Raw genomic sequence first — 19,085 nt, 5'->3', positions numbered from 1 at the left:
GAAGGACGTTGCTCGTCTGAGGTCTTGAGACACCGCGTCGCAGCCGTCGACGAACTCCTCGCTTGTCGTGAGTTCTCCGCTGCGCACGATGTGTGCGACCTCGGCGTACGAGCCGTCCGTTCCGGCACCGGGCCTTCTCTCTTCTCCGGCCCCCCGGCGTGACCGCCTCCCGACGTCCGGCCCCGGCGCCCCGACGCCCTTGCCGACGCACACACGACCCTCGCGGTGTCCCGCACACGTTGCCCACACCCGCCGCACCACAAGCAACCGCGAGGCCCGTATGTCCTTGTCCCCCGCCACGTCCATCACCTGCACCTCCCTCGCCTTCGCCTGGCCCGACGGCACGAGCGTCTTCGACGGCTTCCAGGCCGCGTTCGGTCCCGGCAGGACCGGTCTGATCGGCCGCAACGGATCGGGCAAGTCGACCCTCCTGAAGCTCGTCGCGGGTGAACTGACGCCCGCCGACGGCACCGTCCGCACCGCGGGCGACGTCGGCTACCTGCCGCAGAACGTCACCCTGGACACCGCCCTGCGCGTCGACGAGGTCCTCGGCATCGCCGCCACCCGCGCGGCCCTGCACGCCATCGAGGCGGGCGACGCGAGCGAGGAGCACTTCACCGCCGTCGGTGACGACTGGGACGTCGAGGAGCGCGCCGCGGCCACCCTCGACCAGCTCGGCCTCGGCCACATCGGCCTGGACCGCACCACCGGCGAGGTGTCCGGCGGCGAGTCCGTGCTGCTTCGGCTCGCCGCGCTGCTGCTGCGCAGGCCCGACATCCTGCTGCTCGACGAGCCCACCAACAACCTCGACCTGCACGCCCGCAGGCGCCTGTACGCGGCCGTCGAGGCCTGGTCCGGGGTGCTCGTCGTGGTCAGCCACGACCGGGAGCTGCTCGACCGCGTCGACCAGATCGCCGACCTGCGCGACGGCGAAGTGACCTGGTACGGCGGGAACTTCAGCGCGTACGAGGAGGTGCTTGCCGTCGAGCAGGAGGCGGCGGAGCGCATGGTGCGCGTCGCCGAGGCCGACCTGCGCAAGCAGAAGCGCGAACTCACCGACGCCCAGGTCAAGTTGGCCCGCCGCAAGCGGTACGGCCAGAAGATGTGGGACAGCAAGCGCGAGCCCAAGATCGTCATGGGGGCCCGCAAGCGCGCCGCCCAGGAGTCCGCGGGCAAGCACCGCATCATGCACGAGGAGAAGCTGAGCGAGGCCAAGGAGCGCCTGGACGACGCCGTCGAGGCGGTACGGGACGACGACGAGATCCGCGTCGACCTGCCGTACACCGCCGTCCCGGCGGGCCGCACCGTTCTGACGCTGCAGGACCTGACACTCCGTTACGGAGCGCGGGTGAAGGGCAGGTTCGAGCTGCGCGGACCCGAGCGGATCGCGCTGGTCGGCCGCAACGGCGCGGGCAAGACGACCCTGCTCAGGACCATCAGCGGCGAACTCGACACCCTCGGTGGGGAGGCCGAGGCGCACGTGCCGCTGCGCTTCCTGCCGCAGCGTCTCGACGTGCTCGACGAGGAGCGGACCGTCGCCGAGAACGTCGCCCGGTTCGCGCCGGACGCCACCAACAACCGGATCCGGGCGCGGCTCGCCCGCTTCCTGTTCAAGGGCGCGAAGGCCGACCAGCGGGCCGCCACGCTCTCCGGGGGCGAGCGGTTCCGGGCGGCGCTCGCGGCGCTGCTGCTCGCCGAGCCCGCGCCGCAGCTGTTGATGCTCGACGAGCCGACGAACAACCTCGACATGGCGAGCGTCCGGCAGCTGTCCACCGCCCTGGAGAGCTACGAGGGCGCGCTGATCGTGGCCAGCCACGACCTGCCGTTCCTGGAATCCATCGGCATCACCCGCTGGCTGCTGCTCGACGGGGAGCTCAAGGAGTTCGCGGATCTCGCGGCGGTCACCGAGTTCACCATGAGCGCGCGGAGCGGGGAGAACACCACGGACGCCGAGCACGCCGAGCACGCCGAGGGCGCCGACAGCGCTCAGATCGCCTCGTAAAACAGGACAGGAGCTGTCGGGTATCCCGACTAGCTTCGCAGGTATGCGAGCAGCCAGTCACCCACCGCGCACCCGGTCCGACCACCAGCACATCACCATCAGCGGAGGCCGTGAGAACAATCTGAAGGAGGTGGACCTGCGCATCCCCAAAGGCCGGCTCACGGTCTTCACGGGGGTGTCGGGGTCCGGGAAGTCGTCGGTCGTCTTCGACACGATCGCCGTCGAGTCGCAGCGGCAACTCAACGAGACGTTCACGTGGTTCATCCGCAACCGGCTGCCGAAGTACGAGCGGCCGCACGCGGACGCCATCGAGGACCTCGCGCCCGCGATCGTCGTCGACCAGAAGCCGATCGGCGGCCACTCCCGCTCCACCGTCGGCACGATGACCGACATCTACTCGGTGATCCGGGTCCTGTTCTCGCGGCACGGCACGCCGAGCGCGGGCCCGGCCACCGCGTACTCGTTCAACGACCCGAGCGGCATGTGCCCCGAGTGCGCCGGGCTCGGCCGCACCGTGCGACCCGACTACGACCGCATCCTCGACCCCGCCAAGACCCTCGCGGGCGGCGCGATCCTGTTCCCGCCGTTCGCCGTCGGAACCTGGCAGGGCCAGACGTACACGAACACCACCGACCTCGACACGCACAAGCCGGTCGGTGAATTCAGCGCCACGGAACGGCAGTTTCTGATGCGCGGCGGTGGCGGGCGCGGCAAGAGGGCGGGCAAGGTCAACGTCGACAACACCGGCGGCTCCCGCGACATCGACTACGAAGGGCTCGCCGACCGCTTCGAGCGGCTGTATCTGCACCGCGATCTGTCTGCGCTCTCCCAGAAGACCCGCGACATGGTGCAGCCCTTCCTCGTCGAGGACCACTGCCCGGCGTGCGACGGCGCGCGTCTGAACGCGGCCGCGCTCGCCACCCGCGTCGCGGGCCTGAGCATCACCGACTGCACGCGCATGGAGGTCACCGACCTGATCGCGGCGCTCGGCCGGATCGAAGGCCCGGTGGCCGGCCCGATCGCCGGGGCCGCCGTGGCCGCGCTCGAACGCGTCGAAGCCATCGGGCTCGGCTATCTGAGCCTGGACCGCGAGACGTCCACGCTCTCCGGCGGCGAGGGCCAGCGCCTGAAGATGGTGCGGCACCTCGGCTCCAGCCTCACCGGCATGACGTACATCTTCGACGAGCCGAGCGTCGGCCTGCACCCGCGCGATGTGGGCCGCCTGGGCGACCTGCTGCTTCGCCTGCGCGACAAGGGCAACACCGTGCTCGTCGTCGAGCACGACCCGGACGTGATCGCCGTCGCCGACCACGTCGTCGACATGGGCCCAGCCGCGGGTGCCGACGGCGGCCTCGTCGTCTTCGAGGGCACCCCCGAGGAACTGCGCGCCGCCGACACCCTCACGGGCCGCTGTCTGCGCCGCACCAGCGGCGTCAAGGAGCACCCGCGCGAGCCCGTCGGCGGCGAGTGGATCAAGGGGGCCGACCTGTACAACCTCAAGGACGTGAGCGTGCGGGTGCCCACCGGCGTGCTCACGGCCGTGACGGGTGTCGCGGGCTCCGGCAAGAGCACGCTGATCTCCCGGGTCTTTCTGGAGCAGCACCCCGACGCCGTGGCCGTCGACCAGTCGGCCATCGGCATCTCGGGGCGGTCGACCCCGGCGACGTACCTGGGGATCATGGATCGGGTACGCGGCCTCTTCGCGAGGCGCACGGGCTCCGAGCCCGGTCTGTTCAGCTTCAACTCCCGGGGCGCGTGCGAGAGTTGCCAGGGGCGTGGGATCATCTACAGCGACCTGGCCTTCATGGACCCGGTCACGACGACGTGCGCGGTCTGCGAGGGGAGGCGCTTCAAGGACGAGGTGCTGCGGCTGACCGTCGGCGGGCGCTCCGTCGTCGACCTCCTGGACATGACCGCCGAGCAGGCACTCGCCTTCTTCGAGGACTTCCCCGATCCGGCGGTACGTCGCCGACTGGCCGCCCTGCGCGACGTCGGCCTGACGTACCTCACCCTCGGGCAGCCCCTGTCCACGCTCTCCGGCGGCGAACGCCAGCGCATCAAGCTCGCCACCCAGCTGCACCGGACCGGCACCACGTACGTCCTCGACGAACCGACGACCGGACTGCACATGGCCGACGTCGACGGACTGCTCGCCATGCTCGACCGGCTCGTCGACGCCGGGAACACCGTGCTCGTCGTCGAGCACAACCTGGACGTCGTCAAGCACGCGGACTGGGTCATCGACCTGGGACCCGACGGCGGCAAGCACGGCGGGCAGGTCGTCTTCGAGGGGACGCCCCGGGAGCTGCTCGGGGTGCGCGGGTCGCACACGGCGGAGCATCTGCGGCGGGCCGTGAGGGTGGCCGGGGGCGGCGTGGGCTGACCCCCGGTTTGGGGGGCTCTTTACGGAGGGCTTAACCTACGGGAACGTAACCTACGATGCCGTAGGTACTCCGCTCGCGGCGCTGCGGTTCCCCCCGCGCACCGCACCCCTCCCCCTCCCGTCCCCAGGAGCCCCCCGTGACGATCACCCCTTCCCACCTCGGCAGCACGGACACATGGACCGACGCCCGGCTCCTGTACGCCCTGGAAGAAGTGGTCGAGAAGGAGCTCAACCGGCACCTGGGCGTCGCCAAGGACTGGATGCCGCACGAGTACGTGCCGTTCTCCGACGCCCGGAACTTCCCCGGATTCTTCGAGGACGGCGAGGCCTGGGAGAAGGGGCAGTCGCCCGTCACCGACATCGGCCGCATCGCCCTCGTCGTGAACCTCCTCACCGAGGACAACCTCCCCAGCTACCACCACGAGATCGCCTCCCTCTTCGGGCGCGACGGCGCCTGGGGCACGTGGGTGCACCGCTGGACCGCCGAGGAGGGGCGCCACGGCATCGTCATGCGCGACTACCTCCTCGCCTCCCGCGCCGTCGACCCCGACCAGCTCGAGCAGTTCCGCATGGCGCACATGAGCGAGGGCTTCGAGTCCGACAACCGGCACTCGATGCTGCACTCCGTCGCGTACGTCGCCTTCCAGGAGCTGGCCACCCGGATCTCCCACCGCAACACCGGGCACCAGTCCGGGGACCCCGTCTGCGACCGGATGCTGGCGCGCATCGCCACCGACGAGAACCTGCACATGGTCTTCTACCGGAACCTGCTGCGGGCCGCCTTCGACCTCGCCCCCGACCTCACGATGTGCGCCGTCCGGGACGTCGTCGTCGGCTTCCGCATGCCCGGACACGGCATCCCCGGGTTCGAGCGGGCCGCCGCGCAGATGGCCATCGGCGGGGTCTACAACCTCCGCATCCACCACGACGACGTGCTGCAGCCCGTCCTCCGCTTCCTCAAGATCATGGAGGTCCCGGGGCTCGGCCCCGAGGGCGCCCGGGCCCAGGAGGAGCTCGGCCTCTTCATGGGTGGTCTCGACGCGGAGGCCGCGAAGTTCGACGAGAAGCTCGCCGCCCGCCGGGCCCGCATCGCCGCCCGGGGCTGAGCCCGCGTCCCAGCAGCGGCCCGGCGACGCTCGCCCGCGAGGCTGAACCCGCGTCTCACCTGCGGCCCAGTGTGGGCGCGCGGGCGGGTGGGGCGCCGCCCGGGCCGACGGTGCCAGGACGACAACCGTCAGGCGTCCGGGGTGAAGGTCACGGCCAGGGCCGCGTCCCGGACGTCCGGCGTGGGGTGCCGGCGCAGGGCGTGGAGGAGGGTGCGCCACTCGTGGGGCCAGGCTGTGCGGGTGCCCTGGACCGCGGTGAGAGTGACGGCGAAGAGCGCTGCCGCGGGGGTCTCCGCCGAGGCCAGGGTCCGGGCCAACGGGACGAGCACGGCGTCCGGGGGCGTGGCCTCGACGCGGGTCGCCAGGGCACGGCACGTCGCGGGAGTCAGCGCCGGGCGGTCGCGGTGCAGCGCCGCCAGGCGGACGACAGCGGCGGCGGTCCCGTCCGATTCCGCGGCCGCGAGGTCCAGCGCGGCGGTCAGCAGCCGAGCAGCCTGCGGCACGAAGCCGTCATGGGCGGCCAGCACCTCCCCCGCCCGACGGCACACCGCACGCGCGGTGCTCCCCCGCAGCCCCGCCAGGTGAGCCACGACGAACTCCACCCGCCGCCGCGCAGGCAGATCCCGCTCAACCACCACCCCGCCGACCCCGGCCTGCCCGGCAACCTCCACCCCACCGCCGCCCCCAGCCGGACCCGCGCCCCTCACCCCACCCGCACCCTCAGGCTCACCAGCACCCCCCGCCATCCCGCCAGCCCCCTCACGCCGACCAGCACCCTCCACCAGCCCGTCCAGCGCAGCACACAGCGCCGCGCCCCCACCCTCCGTCGCCACAGCCGCCGCCACGAGCCCCCGCCCCGCCGCCTGCCACACCAGTCGCCCCCGCGTGAGATCCGCGCACGCGGCGGCGAGGACATCGGCCGCCGCAGGGGCCCACGGCGCCCAGCGGGACAGGGTGTCGAAGGCGAGGACGGCCGTCTCGGTGTTCTCGGTGTCCTCGGTGTCCTCGGTGTCGCTCACCTCGCGGACGAGGCGCGCGTACCGCTCGCGGTGGGACGGTCCGACGTCCAGCGGCCGGGTGCGGAGGAGGGCCGTCCGCAGGACCTGGTCGCCACGGGTCGCGTCGGACAGGACGTGCCAGGCGGCCTCCTCGCCGAGCAGCCGGGCGGCGGCGAAGGCCACGCACGCGGCGCGCACGTCCCGGTGGGCGCCCGGCGCCTCGTACACCTCGCGGAGCAGCGCGGCGGCGCCGACGGCGGGCAGCCGTGCCGCGGCGAGGCGCACCGCCTCCTTGCGGCTGGTGACCTTGGCGCCGTGTCCGGTCAGGACGTGCCGCAGCCAGGGGGCGAGGCGGGACGGCGGGGCGTACCGCGAGGCGCGCGAGGCCGCGTACACGGCGACCCGCGCGCGATCGCCGTCCGCGTACGCGAGCAGCGCGGGCACCGCGTCGCCGGGCAGGTCCGTGCGGGCGAGCGCGCCGAGCGCGGCCTCGGCGAGCCGGACCTCGGGGTCGGCGCCCCAGTCGCGGAGCAGCGCGGGCCCCGCCCCGGGGACGTCGGCGCAGCGCGCGACGGCCACCGCCCGGTCCCCCTGCGGCAGCCCCGCGTCCCGCGCGGCGGACCCCAACTGCCCGAGCAGCGCCTGCTGTTGGCGCGGCACCCAGCGCCGCACCTGCCGCGGCCCCGCCGGTACGGTCCACGCGGAGCCCTGCGCGAGGAAGCGCCCGTACGGCGGCGCGGCCCCGAGCACCTGGTCGAGGAGGTCGGTGCGGCGGCCGGTCAGGACGGCGTGGACGGCGGGCAGGGCGGCCGCGGACGGCTCCCGCGCGAGGACGAGGGCGACGCGTTCGTCGCGGGTGGCGGGCGCGTCGAGCCACAGGTCGATCGCGGTGGCCGCGGTGCGGTTGGCGCCGAACCGGACGGCCTGCCACAGGAGTTCCTGGAGTGCGGGCATGCCGTGCGCGCGCCGTCCGACGGCGCGGGCGAGGGTGAACGCGAGGCCGTAGTCGGCCTTCTCGGCGCCCGCCTCGATCCACGACCGCAGCGCCTCGTACACGTCGTGCTCCTGGCCTCGGCGCAGGGTCCGGTCGAGGCGGCCGAGGTCGACGTGGCCGGTGCTGCCGGAGAGCCGGGTGAGGGTGCGCAGGCTCCAGCCGACCAACTCCCGCTGCCCGCTTGCCGCGTGCTCGCGCAGCACGGCCACGGCGAGGGCGCTCAGCCCTTCGCGGCTGTCGACCGAGCAGTCGCGCGCGGCGACGGCGTCGGCGGTGAGCTTGTCCAGGTGCGGCGCGGCGGCCTCGATGAGGAGGGCGGGGCGCATCGAGGACAGGGCCAGCAGCGCCTCGCAGCGCACCAGGTCCTGTTCGTTGGCGATGCGGGTCGCCAAGTCGGCGAGGAGGGAGGTGACTTCGGCGGTGTCGCCGGAGCGTGCGACGTTGCGGATGAGGTACGGCCAGGCGTCCGCGCGGTCGTAGGCGTCGGGGCGGCGGGTCGCGGCGACGAGGTGGTCGCGGGCCTCGGCGCACGGCAGGTAGGACTCGGCGGCGAGCACGGCCACCCAGTAGGCGCCGTCGGCCCGGCCCTCGGCGGCGGCGCGGCGGGCCTCGTCGGCGGCGGCCCGGCGCGGCAGCGCGTCGAGGACGACGCTCTCCGTGACGGGGCTGGTGCCGCGGCCCGCGCGGGCGGCCGTGAACAGCGCGGCGCGGGCGGCCGGCGGGTGCGCGGCGAGGAGGCGGCCGAGGGCGCCCGCGTCGTCGGCGACGGAACGGGCGTACCTGCGGACGGCGGCGTCGGCCTCGGGGTCGCCGGAGCGGGCGAGTGCCCGCAGGACGGCGGGGGTCAGGTGGCCGCTGGTCCGCAGCGCGGGGTTCCACGGGCCGGTGAGCAGGCGCAGCACGGCGGCCGGGTCGGCGCTCGCGAACACCCGCAGGTGCGGGAGGAGCGGGGCCGGGAAGCGGGTCGGCGCGTACCGTTCGAGCAGGTCGAGTACGCGGGCCGGGGCCAGGTCGGCTGTGGCCTCCAGGGCCGCCGCGCACTCCTCCCAGCGGGAGTCGCGCAGCGCTTCGGGCGCGGCGAGGTGCCGGGTGACGACGTCGAGCAGCAACTCGCCGTGGCGGCGGGCCAGTCCGCTCCAGCCCCGCACGGCGTGGAACAGCTCGGGCAGCAGCCGCGCGGCGACCTCGTCGGAGCAGCCCGGCAGCAGCCGGGCCGCCGCCGCGTCGCCCCAGGCCCGCCGCACACCGTCGACGAGCCGGTCCGCGAGCGCGGTGCGCCGCCCGGCGACCACGGCCCGCAAGAGCTGCCCGCGCACGGCCTCGGGGGCATCGTCGAGCGCGGCCTCGAAGGCGGCGTCGGGCAACCGCGCGGGCCCCGCGGCCCGCAGCGCGTGCCCACGGACGAACGGGTCGGGGTCGGCGAGCCGGGCGGCGATCCACTCGGTGTCCACGGTGATGGCGGCGAGGAGGATCGCGATGCCGCGTTCGTAGGGACGGCCGGGCACGAGCTGGGCCGCGTGGCGGTGCGGGCCACCGGTGGTGGGGTCGCTGCGGCCGCGGTCGCGGCTGCCGAAGGCCCATCGGCGGGGAGCGGCGGGACTGCCGGGGCCTCTGGTGCGACGGCCACTGCCGGGACCTCCAGCGCCGCCGGGAGCGCCGGGGTCGCTCGCGGCGCCGGGACCTCCGGCGCTGCCGAGCGCGTCGGGGTCGTTTGTGCCGCTGGGACCGCGGGAGTCGCCGGGACCACCAGCACCACCAGGGGCATGGGGGTCGCCCCCGCCCTCCAACTCCTCCAGCACCCCGCGGACCAGACCGTCCCGCCTCAACTCCCGCCCCCACCGCGCGAGTTCCCGCATCCGCTGCGGGTGAGGGAGCGGGTCGAGGGCGGCGAGGAGGCGGGCTGCCGTGGTCGTCGGCTCGGGGGAGGTCATGCGGTGATTCTGCCCGGCGGGTGCGCGGTGCCGTAGCGATTTACGGTGCCGTCCGGCGGTGCCATGTTGGGCGGACGGACACAGCGACCGTCGACCGCAGGGGGTGCACGGGAGTGGCACGGACCCATGAGTGGATGTTCTACGAGGTCATGTGGCGCAGCTGGGCGGACCGGGCCCGGGTGCCGTACCCGGTGCCGTGGTGGGCGCAGACCGCCTTCCGGCGCTGGAGCGACGACTTCGACCCGGGCACGTACGAGTCGAAGGAGGCCGCCTTCGCCTCGAACGCGCTGTACCGGTACTGGCACATGGTGGGCGTGAAGGACCACCGCCAGGAGTCCCTGGTCGGACAGGCCGGGGAGATCGAGCCGGTGTACGACAAGTACTGCCTGGCGTTCTTCCTGTACGACCCGGCGGCGGGCACCGTCGGGGTGCCGCAGCTCGCGGAGTGCGGCACGGTCACGCAGCGGATGGAGGCGCCGCACGTGCCGGAGGTCGTGACGACGTTCCGGGCGGCGGACGGGCTCGGGTTCACGCAGCGGACGTTCGCGGTGCCGGTCGGGCCGCGGCAGCGGGACCTCACGGTGACCCGGCTGAGCGTCACGGGCGCGGGCGGGCCGCCGCGCGAGGGCTGGCTGTGCGCGGCCGTGCTGCCCGCGGGGCCGAGCGGCTTCCAGCGGCACGACCGCCGCGACCCGAACGGCACCGACCGGCGGCTGACGTTCCTGAGGTACCTGCCGGACGAGGCGCGGGTGGAGACGAACAGCGGCTGGGGCCCGGCGTTCGACACGGCGCCCGAGTACTACGGGGTGTACGGCAACCCGGACTTCTCGCTCGACCCGGCCACCTACCTGGCGCGCAGCCCGTTCCACGACCTGGCCGTCAGCGGCAAGCTGAACGCCGCGCTGCAGGCGCAGGACCAGGTCGCGGGGTTGTGCAGCGCCGCGTTCGCGTGGCCGTTCCGGGTGGCGGGCGACGAGGTGTTCGAGGTCGATGTGCGGCTGCCCGTCGACCTGTACAGCGGGGCGGCCGACCTCGCCGAGCTGCGGGCCACGCCCGCCGCCGAACTGGCCGAGGCCAACCGGGCGTTCTGGACGGCGAAGCTCATCGGGCAGGGCGTGCAGCCCGGACTCCCGGATCCGGTGCGCCACTTGACGGACCTGTTCCGGCAGGCACGCTCGCAGTTGCTGGTCCTCTCCGACCACGGGGAGATCCATCCGGGTCCGACGGTGTACGACTCGTTCTGGATCCGGGACTCCTCGGTGGAGGCGACGGCGTGCTCGCTGGTGGGCGACGCGGCCCTGGCGGAGCACCAGTTGGGCACGCACTATCCGGGGCGGTTCAACCGCGGCACGGGCCGGATCGGGCCGTGCGCGGAGTACGGCTTCTACGGCGGCCCGCACGAGCGCGACGACCACGAGTGGGACAGCAACGGCCAGGCGCTGTGGGCGATCGGCCGCTACGACCGCACGGCGGGCCGCGCCGCGGCGTTCGGCGCGAAGCTGTACACGCCGTATGTCATCGACGGCGCCCGCTGGCTGCGCGACAACCGGGACGGCTACGGCCTGCTGCACAGCGGCTGGAGCGCCGAGCACCTGGGCGAGCGCGACAAGCCGCACTACTGGGACGACCTGTGGGGCCTCGCGGGCCTGTACGAGGCGGCGCGGCTCGCCGAACGCCTCGGCACCCCGGACGTCCGTGAACTCTGGGCCGCCTTCGACGACTTGAAACAGGCCACGGCGGCGTCCGTCCGCTGGGTCCTGGACGAGCAGCGGCGACGGGGCGAGTGGGAGACGTACATCCCGACCGGGCCCGGCGACGTCGGGCGGCGCGACTCGACGATGATCGGCGCGGCCGCGTACTTCCATCCGCTGCGCCTGCACATGGGCAGCAAGCTCGGCGCCGACGTCGACCGGGCGGCGCGCTGGACCCTCGACACCATGTACGGGCGGTTCGTGACGGGCGGCTTCCGGCACGAGGCGGCCTGGAACGCGTACGGGCCCTATCTCACGACGCAGTTGGCGCACGCGTACCTGCTCGCCGGGGACGCGGCGCGGATGGACGCGCTGCTCGGCTGGGCCGTGAGCGCGTCCATGCCGCGCGTCGACGACCGGGCGGTGGCGCTCGGCGCGTGGAACGAGCAGCACGCGTTCCCGGTGGCGTCGGGCTTCACCGAAGTCCCGTACCGGCACTGGTACATGGGGGACATCCCACACGGCTGGGCCGCCGCGGAGTATCTGCTGCTGCTCCGCGACATCCTGTTCTTCGAGGCCGACGAGGACCACGATCCGCACGTGTACATCGCCCCGGGCGTGCGCCCGCACTGGGTGCCGGACGGCGAGTCGGTGACCGTCGAGGACGCGCCGACGCTGTTCGGCGCGCCCTTCGGCTACCGGCTCACGCACGACGCGAGCGCCCGCACGGTGACCGTGGACATCGTCCGGGCCCCGGAGCGGGTCCGGTACGTCTACCCGTGCCGCTTCGGCTCCGTGCGGTCGGCGTCGGCGGACGGCCGCGACGTGCCGGTGAGCGGCGACGACGTCCACATCCCGGCGGGGACGCGGCGGTTCGAGGTGAGCTACGCCTAGCTCCACAGTGAGCTGTGCCCGGCTCCGGTGGCTCCGGGGCGAGCCCCCGTCGCGGTCTCAGGCCTGGTCGCGGCGGAGGCTCTGCCGTTCCTTCTCGGAGAGCCCGCCCCAGACCCCGAACCGCTCGTCGTTGTCGAGGGCGTACGTGAGGCAGGTCTCGCGCATGTCGCACAGCAGGCAGATGCGCTTGGCCTCGCGCACCGAACTGCCCGGCTCGGGGAAGAAGAAGTCGGGCCCGGTCTGCGCGCACAGCGCCTGCTCCTGCCAGTCGAGGCCGGGCTCGGTCAAAGTGGTGTCATAGTGCATGCAGTGATCGTGCTGGACGGCGCGAAACAACCGATCAACGTTCGATCAACGCGGCGCGCCGGGCGTCGCGGAGTCGGGCGTCACCGGCCCCGCGACATCGCCTCTCACCCCCGTGACCTGCGGCTCGACCCTGCCGCGGCTCAGCCCTGTCGCGGCTCCGGCTGCATCAGCGCGAACCGCGCGCCGTACGGGTCGGCGAGCTTCGCGAACGCGCCCACCCCGGCGAGGTCCATCCGCTCCGCCCGGACCGTGCCGCCGCTCGTCCGCGCCTTCTCCACGACCGCGTCGATGTCGGCCACCTGGAAGTACGGCATCCAGTACACCCCGGCCTCCTGCTCGACCGGGTCCTGGTCCAGCGGCCACAGACCGCCGAACATGTCCTCCGCCGTGCCCTCGCCCGGGTACACCATGGTGTACGAGCCGCCCTCGAAGGGCTGGACGATGGTCTTCCAGCCGAACACCGTCCCGTAGAACGCGGCGCCCGCCTCGATGTCCGGGGTGTACAGCTCGGTCCAGATCAGCCCGCCGGGCTCGTTCACCAGCTCCAGGCCCTTGTTCGTCCCCGGCTGCCAGACGGAGAAGGCGACGCCGCCCGAGTCGGTGAAGCCCGCCATGCGGCCGAGGTCGAGGACGTCCGTCGGCTCCCAGAGGGTGCTGCCACCGGCCTGCTCGACCTGCTTGGCGGTGGCGTCCGCGTCGGGCGTACAGAAGTACAGCGACCAGGCGGGGGCGCCCATCTCGGGCGTGACCGTCATGCCGCCGGCGACGGTCCTGCCACCGAGCTGGAAGGTGCCGTACCCGCCGACGTCCTCGCCGCCCTTCTCGAAGTCCCAGCCGAAGACCGCGCGGTAGAAGGAGGCCGCGCCGTCGATGTCCGTGGTGCCCAGATCGACCCAGATCGGGGCGCCGGTGAGCGTGAGGTTACTGAGCATGATCGACTCCTTTGTCGCTCGCATCGCTCTTGTCGCTCTTGCTGCTCTTGTCGCGCTTGCCGCTGTCGCGCTTGCTGCCCTTGCCGCTCTTGCTGCCTTTGGATGCCGTTTGTGGCTGCTCGCCGCCTCGGCCGTATGTCCCTTCCGAGTCTTCCACCGGGCACTGACAATCCGCGCGCGCCGGCCGCCCCCGGGCACGCACCGTCACCACCCGGTGGGCCACCGGGCCGCGTTCCGTCACCCTCCGCGCCCGTCCGCCGTCATCTTGTGAACACGGACAAGTTTCTGAGAGCGCTCTCAGCGTCAGCTCTTGACGCCGGGTTTTCACCGCGGCAACAGTGGGGGCACGTCGACGCACCACCCGCGCGCCCGGGCCGCACTCCTGCTCAACTCCCCCCACATTCCAGCCAGGAGAGAATTTCCGTGATATCGCGCAGAGTGTTCCTGACGTCGTCCGCGGCCGCCGCGGGCGCCCTCACCTACCCCGCCTGGGGCCCCGCGCTCAGCCCGCGCGCCGAAGCCGCGCCCGCGACCTGCGAACTCGCCCTGCAGAACAAGTCGCTGCCGGGCCAGGTCCGCGCGTACGTCACCGGGCACGAGCCCGGCACCGACCGCTGGCTGCTGCTCAAGCCGGACGGCGGGGTGTACCGCCCCGATTCGCCGTCGGCCCCGCAGACCCCGCTGCCGGTGGACTGCGCCATCCCCCTCGGCGCGGCGGGCTCCGCCCCCAAGGTCCTGACGCTGCCTCAGATGTACGGCGCCCGCGTCTACTTCGTCCGCGACGACAAGCTGGACTTCTTCCTCAACCCGGGCCCGTCCCTCGTCGAGCCCGCCTTCGCCACCAAGGAGGACCCGAACTACGGCCGCACGTGGTCGTTCTGCGAGTTCACCTTCAACAGCACGCAGCTGTACGCGAACATCAGCTACGTCGACCTGGTGACCGCGCTGCCCATCGGCCTGACGCTGGCGGGCGACGCCACCCACACCGTCGCGCCGCTGCCGGACGGCGCCGTCGACAAGATCGCCGCCGATCTGGTGGCGCAGGCGGGCCGGGACGGGCAGCCCTGGGACAAGCTGGTGATCCGCGGCGACGGCGGCGTGCTGCGGGTCATCTCCCCGCAGAACCTCATGGCCCCGTACTTCGACCGCCCCGACCAGATGCCGTTCCGCGACCTCTTCAAGGGCTACGTCGACCAGGTCTGGGACAAGTACCGCGCCACCGACCTGCGGATCGACCTGCAGGGCGGCCGGGGCGTGCGCGTCGGCCGGGTCAGCGGGGACACCCTCACCTTCGAGGGCGGGCACACCTTCGCCAAGCCGTCCTCGAAGGACATCTTCACCTGTAACCACGGCCCGTTCGCCAACAACCCGAACGACCCCGACGACAAGAAGGGCCTCCTCGCCCGCCTCGCCGCCGGCTTCAACCGCAGCATCATGCTGACCCACCCCTCGCAGCCCAACGGCACGACGTCCGGTGACTACTACCGAGGCGACGTCACCAACCACTGGGCCCGCGTGGTGCACGCCAACTCGCCCATCGGGTACGCCTTCCCGTACGACGACGTGCGTCCGGACGGCCAGCCGGACGTGTCGGGGGCGGCGCACGACGGGAACCCGCGGAGGTTCACGGTGTCGGTCGGCGCGTAGCGGCTCCGCCGCGGGTGGGGGGCGGGCAGATCCTTCCGGTGCCCGCCCCCCGTCCGGCTCGTACGGCCCGAGCGCGTCCAGTCCGAGCCCCTCCAGCGCGGCCCCCGTGTCAGGCCTCCACTCGCTCGACCAGGAAGTCCTCCCACGTCCTGCGGCCCACGGCGGCGCCGTCCAGCGTCAGGTTCTCCCCCGCGCGGTACGCCCGTCCGACCTTCCCGGGCATCCGTACCGGCAGTAGGAGGCGGTGCTTGCCGCGGGCCTCCAGGTAGCCGCGGCTCAGCTCGCCCATGCCGTACACCTTCGGTCCCGCCAGGTCGGGCACCAGGCCCGCGGGCTCGCCGAGGGCCAGCTCCGCGATCCGGGCCGCGACCTCGCGCGCGTCGACCGGCTGGAAGCGCAGGCCGCCGGGGACGGGGATCACCGGGAGCTTCGCCATCTTCGACACCATGGTCAGGACCAGGTCGTGGAACTGGGCGGCCCGCAGCGTCGTCCACGGAACGCCCGACTCGGCCACGGCGCGCTCGGCGCCCAGCTTGGCGCGGAACCAGCCGATCGGCATGTGGTCGGCGCCGATGACCGAGATGTGCACGAGGTGGCGCACCCCGGCACCGCCGACGGCGCGAGCCAGGTTGCGGGCCGCCTCCTCGTCGCCCTTCGGGCCGCCCGCGAGGTGCAGCACCACCTCGGCCCCGGCCACGGCCTTCTCGATGCCCTCGCCCTTGACCAGGTCCCCGGTGACGTACTCGACGCCGTCCCGCGCGGGCCGGGCGTTCCGGGTCAGCACGCGCACGTCGCGACCCGCCTCGCGCAGCAACGGCACCACCAGCTTGCCGAGCGTGCCCGTACCACCGGTGACCAGGATCGTTCCCGCCATGACCGCTCCCAACTCGTCACACCCGGAAGCCTCCGCTCCCGGCGGCACCCGCGCGTTCCGCGGGGCTCACTGCTATGACTCGCGGGGCGCGGGAAGTGTGACCGGTGGCGGAAAAAAGAACTCCCCAGTACGGCACGCGGCCGTGGTGAGTACTGCGGGCGGGCCGCGCCCGGATCGGATGGATCAGACCGGATCGGATGGATCAGATCAGGTCGGATCGGATCGGATCGCCAGGCGGATTCCCGGGCTACGAGTACCGCTACGCGGACTCCCGGCGTACGAGTTCCGTGGGCAGCACCACGTGCGCGGCCTCCTCGGACGCCGCCTCGCCGCCCCCGGCATCCGGGGCGTCGGGCTGCGGCTGCCCCTGTCCCGGCCCCTGTGCCTGGTCGCGCAGCAGCATCGCCGCCATCAGGCGGCCCATCTCCTCGATGTCCTGGCGGACCGTCGTCAGCGGCGGGTCCGCCTGTTCGGCCAGGGGAAGCATGTCGTCGAAGCCGACGACCGCCACGTCCTGGGGCACCCGGCGTCCGGACTCGCGCAGGACGCGCAGCGCCCCGGCCGCCGACAAGTCGTTGGCGGCGAAGACCGCGTCCACGTCGGGGCAGCGGTCGAGGAGCGCGCGCATCGCGCGTTCGCCGCCCGCGGGGGTGAAGTCGCCGTCGGCGACCAGCCGTGGGTCGCCTTCCGGTACGACGTCGCGGTAGCCGTCGAGGCGGTCGACGGCGGAGGTCTGGTCGAGGGGTCCGGTGATGTGCGCGACGCGGGTGCGGCCGAGGGCGGTGAGGTGGCGTACGGCCTGGCGGGCGCCGCCGCGGTTGTCGCAGTCGACGTACCGGACGCCGCCCGTCCAGCCCGGCCGCCCGCCGAACACCGTGGGCAGACCGGCGCCGTGGATGATGCCGGGCAGCGGGTCGTCCAGGTGCAGCGAGAAGACGAGGGCGCCGTCGACGTGGCCGCCCGCGAGATAGCGCCCGACGCGCTCGTGGTCGTCCCGCCCCTCCGTCAGGAGCAGCACCAACTGGACGTCGCGTGCCGTCAGTTCCTTGCTGATGCCCCGGAGTTGGCGGGCGAAGAACGGGTCGGCGAACACCCGCGTCTCGGGCTCGGCGATGACCACGGCAACGGCGTCGTGGCGCCGGGTGACGAGGCTGCGGGCGGCGCGGTTGGGGACGTAGCCGAGTTCCCGCACCGCGCGCCTGACCTTCACCGCGAGCGCTTCGCGTACCCCGGCGTCGCCGTTCACGACCCGTGACACCGTCGCCCGCGACACCCCGGCCCGCTCGGCCACGGCCTCCAGCGTGGGACGCGCTGCTGCCTGGGGCACCTCGGGACTCCTCGTCGACGGTTGCCGATCAGAATAGCTCCGGGGCCGCCGCACTCCATCGAACATTCACGCCGCCCACCAGTGTCCGTTCGGGACTCGGGGCGGACCGGTTCACCCTTCTCGGCCAGCGGTCACCTCATGCGGGCCATCCCGGGCGCCGGGGATGGCGGGTCGCTCGCCGCGTACGCCAGCATCGAGGTCACGGAACGTGATCCACCGCGGCGCCCGGCGCTGCCACGGGGCAGGGAGTACGCATGACGTCCACACGCCGCAGGAACCCCGCACGCAGGCTCGCCGTCCTGACGGGAGCCCTGGTCGCAGCCCTGGCCGGGACCGTCGTCGCGGGCACGGCCCCCGTGCACGCCGAAGCCCCCGCCGCCCCCGTGATCCCCGCCGACGACGCCTGGTCGCAGTGGCGCAACGTGGGCAACGGCCTGTGCATGACCACAGCCGCCGACCCCGCGAACGGCTTCCAGGGCACCGCCACGTTCGCCACCTGCGACGCGGGCGACCGACGTCAGCAGTGGACCTTCGAGCTGCGGACCCACAACGGCTTCCGGATCGTGTCCCGCGACAACGGCACATGCCTCACGGACATCGCGGGCTGGGGCCTCGCCTGGCTGGGGCCGTGCGACGAGAACGACCTCAACCAGGCCTGGCGGCTCTCCCTCAACGGGGCGGGCGAGGCCAACTGGCTGTCGTGGGACGACGAGAAGCGGCTGAGCACGCCGTATGCGGCGGGCACGTCGTACGTGACGGCCCGCCGCGACCTCGACCCCGCCGACCTGCGGTACCGGTGGCGTTTCGTGCGGCCGTAGCCGCCGGGACGACGGGGCGGGGACGGCCGGAGATCCGCCACGCGCAGCGTCGAGGCGCGGTCGATGCGCTAGTGGTGCGCGTGGTCGGCCCCGCCCCCGCCGGACTTGTCCGCACCTGACTTGCCCCCGCCGGACTCGGGACCATTCGACTTGCCCTCGCCCGCCCCGCCCCCGCCCGACTTCTTCTCCGCCCCCGCGTGCGGATGGTGCGGCTCGTAGTCCGGGATCGTGCCGTCCGGCTTCTTGACCAGGAACAGCCCCACCATCCCCATGTCGGAGTGGCTCTGCACGTGGCAGTGGTACATCCACGCCCCGGCGCCCACCCCTTCGCCCGCGATCACCTGGAAGCCGAAGGAGTCGCCGGGGCCCGTGATCTTGTCGTCGAGGATCTGGCTGGGGTCGTCGGGGCCGGTGAGCAGGCCCGTGCGGTTGTCGGCCCAGCGGTGACCGTGGATGTGGAACGTGTGGTAGTACTCGCCGTGCGTGATCGACACGAACTCGACCCGATCGCCCACCGTGGCCTCGAAGTTGGGCCCCGAGTGGGCGGGCTTGTTGTTGATCATCATGTCGTTGAAGACGACGACGCAGGTCTGGTCCGGCAGGAGATCGCCCTTGCGGCGCACGATCACCGCGCCGTAGAGGCCCTTGCGCACGCCGACCGTGCCGTGGTCGGTGCCGACCACGTGGTCGTGGTAGTGCCAGTACCCGGCCGTGCCGGGGCGCCAGGTGCCGTCCTTGCGGCGGCCCGGGGCGTGCGTGCGCCAGGTGTAGGTGCGCTTGGCGCCGGGCGCCACATGCGACTTGGTGTGTCTGGTGCCGTCGTTGGAGATCTCGTAGTCCACGCCGTGAACGTGCAGGCTGACGTCGACGTCGGTGGTGTTCTCGAACTCCACGTGCAGCGTGTCGCCCTCGTTGAGTTCGAGCAGCGGGCCGGGGATCGTGGCCTTGCCCTTCTCCAGGCCGTAGCCCAACTGCCCGTCGGGGAGCTTCTCGGCGTACATCTTGATGCGGCGCACCTCGCCGCCCGCGGGGGCGGTCTTCGGCGGATCCACCGCGCGCGGGGCGTCGGCGGCGGAGTCCGACGCCATCGCCGACAACGATGTCACCCCCACGGTGGCCGCCGCTCCCCCGGCCAGCATCCGGCGGTTGAAGCTCCGTCTGTCCATGGCGAACTCCCCACTC

12 protein-coding genes are annotated in these 19,085 nt (G+C 73.2%); 6 read left to right on the top strand and 6 right to left on the bottom strand.

What is annotated here, in order from left to right; translation table 11 throughout:
- Window positions 1-280 precede the first annotated feature (280 nt).
- The 3 genes from IE274_RS25455 (at window position 281) to IE274_RS25445 (ending at window position 5,491) form a co-directional block, all read left to right on the top strand.
- On the top strand, window positions 281-2,002 hold the full coding sequence (locus tag IE274_RS25455) for an ABC-F family ATP-binding cassette domain-containing protein (protein WP_190118216.1): 1,722 nt from the start codon (window positions 281-283) through the stop codon (window positions 2,000-2,002).
- Between the two features lie 43 nt (window positions 2,003-2,045).
- On the top strand, window positions 2,046-4,385 hold the full coding sequence (locus IE274_RS25450; RefSeq protein WP_190118215.1) for an ATP-binding cassette domain-containing protein: 2,340 nt from the start codon (window positions 2,046-2,048) through the stop codon (window positions 4,383-4,385).
- A 137-nt stretch (window positions 4,386-4,522) separates the two neighbouring features.
- A complete protein-coding gene (locus tag IE274_RS25445; RefSeq protein WP_190118214.1) occupies window positions 4,523-5,491 on the top strand; it encodes an acyl-ACP desaturase in 969 nt (322 codons plus the stop codon).
- A 128-nt stretch (window positions 5,492-5,619) separates the two neighbouring features.
- Here the strand turns inward: IE274_RS25445 and IE274_RS25440 are convergent, their stop codons facing one another.
- Entirely contained in the window at window positions 5,620-9,414 is a 3,795-nt protein-coding gene (locus IE274_RS25440) for a hypothetical protein (protein WP_190118213.1), read from the bottom strand.
- A gap of 113 nt (window positions 9,415-9,527) precedes the next feature.
- Between IE274_RS25440 and IE274_RS25435 the strand changes: the two genes are divergently transcribed.
- Window positions 9,528-11,999: a glucosidase family protein gene (locus tag IE274_RS25435; protein WP_190118212.1), complete on the top strand. Its 2,472-nt coding sequence runs from the start codon at window positions 9,528-9,530 to the stop codon at window positions 11,997-11,999.
- A 57-nt stretch (window positions 12,000-12,056) separates the two neighbouring features.
- Here IE274_RS25435 and IE274_RS25430 read toward each other — a convergent pair whose 3' ends face one another.
- On the bottom strand, window positions 12,057-12,305 hold the full coding sequence (locus tag IE274_RS25430; RefSeq protein ID WP_190118211.1) for a WhiB family transcriptional regulator: 249 nt from the start codon (window positions 12,303-12,305) through the stop codon (window positions 12,057-12,059).
- Window positions 12,306-12,445: 140 nt separating this feature from the next.
- The gene (locus tag IE274_RS25425) at window positions 12,446-13,237 is read right to left on the bottom strand and encodes a VOC family protein (RefSeq protein WP_190118210.1); all 792 of its coding nucleotides are present in this window, start codon (window positions 13,235-13,237) and stop codon (window positions 12,446-12,448) included.
- A 423-nt stretch (window positions 13,238-13,660) separates the two neighbouring features.
- Between IE274_RS25425 and IE274_RS25420 the strand changes: the two genes are divergently transcribed.
- The gene (locus IE274_RS25420) at window positions 13,661-14,884 is read left to right on the top strand and encodes a glycoside hydrolase family 64 protein (RefSeq protein WP_190118209.1); all 1,224 of its coding nucleotides are present in this window, start codon (window positions 13,661-13,663) and stop codon (window positions 14,882-14,884) included.
- Between the two features lie 109 nt (window positions 14,885-14,993).
- Here the strand turns inward: IE274_RS25420 and IE274_RS25415 are convergent, their stop codons facing one another.
- Together IE274_RS25415 and IE274_RS25410 are read right to left on the bottom strand one after the other, a co-directional pair.
- Complete coding sequence (locus IE274_RS25415) at window positions 14,994-15,758, bottom strand: SDR family oxidoreductase (protein ID WP_190118208.1); 765 nt, start codon at window positions 15,756-15,758, stop codon at window positions 14,994-14,996.
- Window positions 15,759-16,017: 259 nt separating this feature from the next.
- Window positions 16,018-17,085 (bottom strand): LacI family DNA-binding transcriptional regulator, encoded by a 1,068-nt coding sequence (locus tag IE274_RS25410; protein WP_190118207.1) that lies wholly within the window; start codon window positions 17,083-17,085, stop codon window positions 16,018-16,020.
- A gap of 254 nt (window positions 17,086-17,339) precedes the next feature.
- Here IE274_RS25410 and IE274_RS25405 point away from each other — a divergent pair, with 254 nt between their 5' ends.
- Complete coding sequence (locus IE274_RS25405) at window positions 17,340-17,903, top strand: RICIN domain-containing protein (RefSeq protein ID WP_190118206.1); 564 nt, start codon at window positions 17,340-17,342, stop codon at window positions 17,901-17,903.
- Between the two features lie 68 nt (window positions 17,904-17,971).
- Here the strand turns inward: IE274_RS25405 and IE274_RS25400 are convergent, their stop codons facing one another.
- Entirely contained in the window at window positions 17,972-19,069 is a 1,098-nt protein-coding gene (locus tag IE274_RS25400) for a multicopper oxidase domain-containing protein (protein WP_190118205.1), read from the bottom strand.
- Window positions 19,070-19,085 lie beyond the last annotated feature (16 nt).

Source organism: Streptomyces flavofungini (genome assembly GCF_014650815.1).
Classification (GTDB): Bacteria; Actinomycetota; Actinomycetes; order Streptomycetales; family Streptomycetaceae; genus Streptomyces; species Streptomyces flavofungini.
This window is presented reverse-complemented; position numbering and strand designations above follow the sequence as displayed.

Bases quoted from the DNA above. Each gene is read 5' to 3' on its own strand.
- IE274_RS25455 (WP_190118216.1), top strand. From the start codon at position 281: ATGTCCTTGTCCCCCGCCACGTCCATCACCTGCACCTCCCTCGCCTTC.
- IE274_RS25450 (WP_190118215.1), top strand. From the start codon at position 2,046: ATGCGAGCAGCCAGTCACCCACCGCGCACCCGGTCCGACCACCAGCAC.
- IE274_RS25440 (WP_190118213.1), bottom strand. From the start codon at position 9,414: ATGACCTCCCCCGAGCCGACGACCACGGCAGCCCGCCTCCTCGCCGCC.
- IE274_RS25430 (WP_190118211.1), bottom strand. From the start codon at position 12,305: ATGCACTATGACACCACTTTGACCGAGCCCGGCCTCGACTGGCAGGAG.
- IE274_RS25425 (WP_190118210.1), bottom strand. From the start codon at position 13,237: ATGCTCAGTAACCTCACGCTCACCGGCGCCCCGATCTGGGTCGATCTG.
- IE274_RS25415 (WP_190118208.1), bottom strand. From the start codon at position 15,758: ATGGCGGGAACGATCCTGGTCACCGGTGGTACGGGCACGCTCGGCAAG.
- IE274_RS25405 (WP_190118206.1), top strand. From the start codon at position 17,340: ATGACGTCCACACGCCGCAGGAACCCCGCACGCAGGCTCGCCGTCCTG.
- IE274_RS25400 (WP_190118205.1), bottom strand. From the start codon at position 19,069: ATGGACAGACGGAGCTTCAACCGCCGGATGCTGGCCGGGGGAGCGGCG.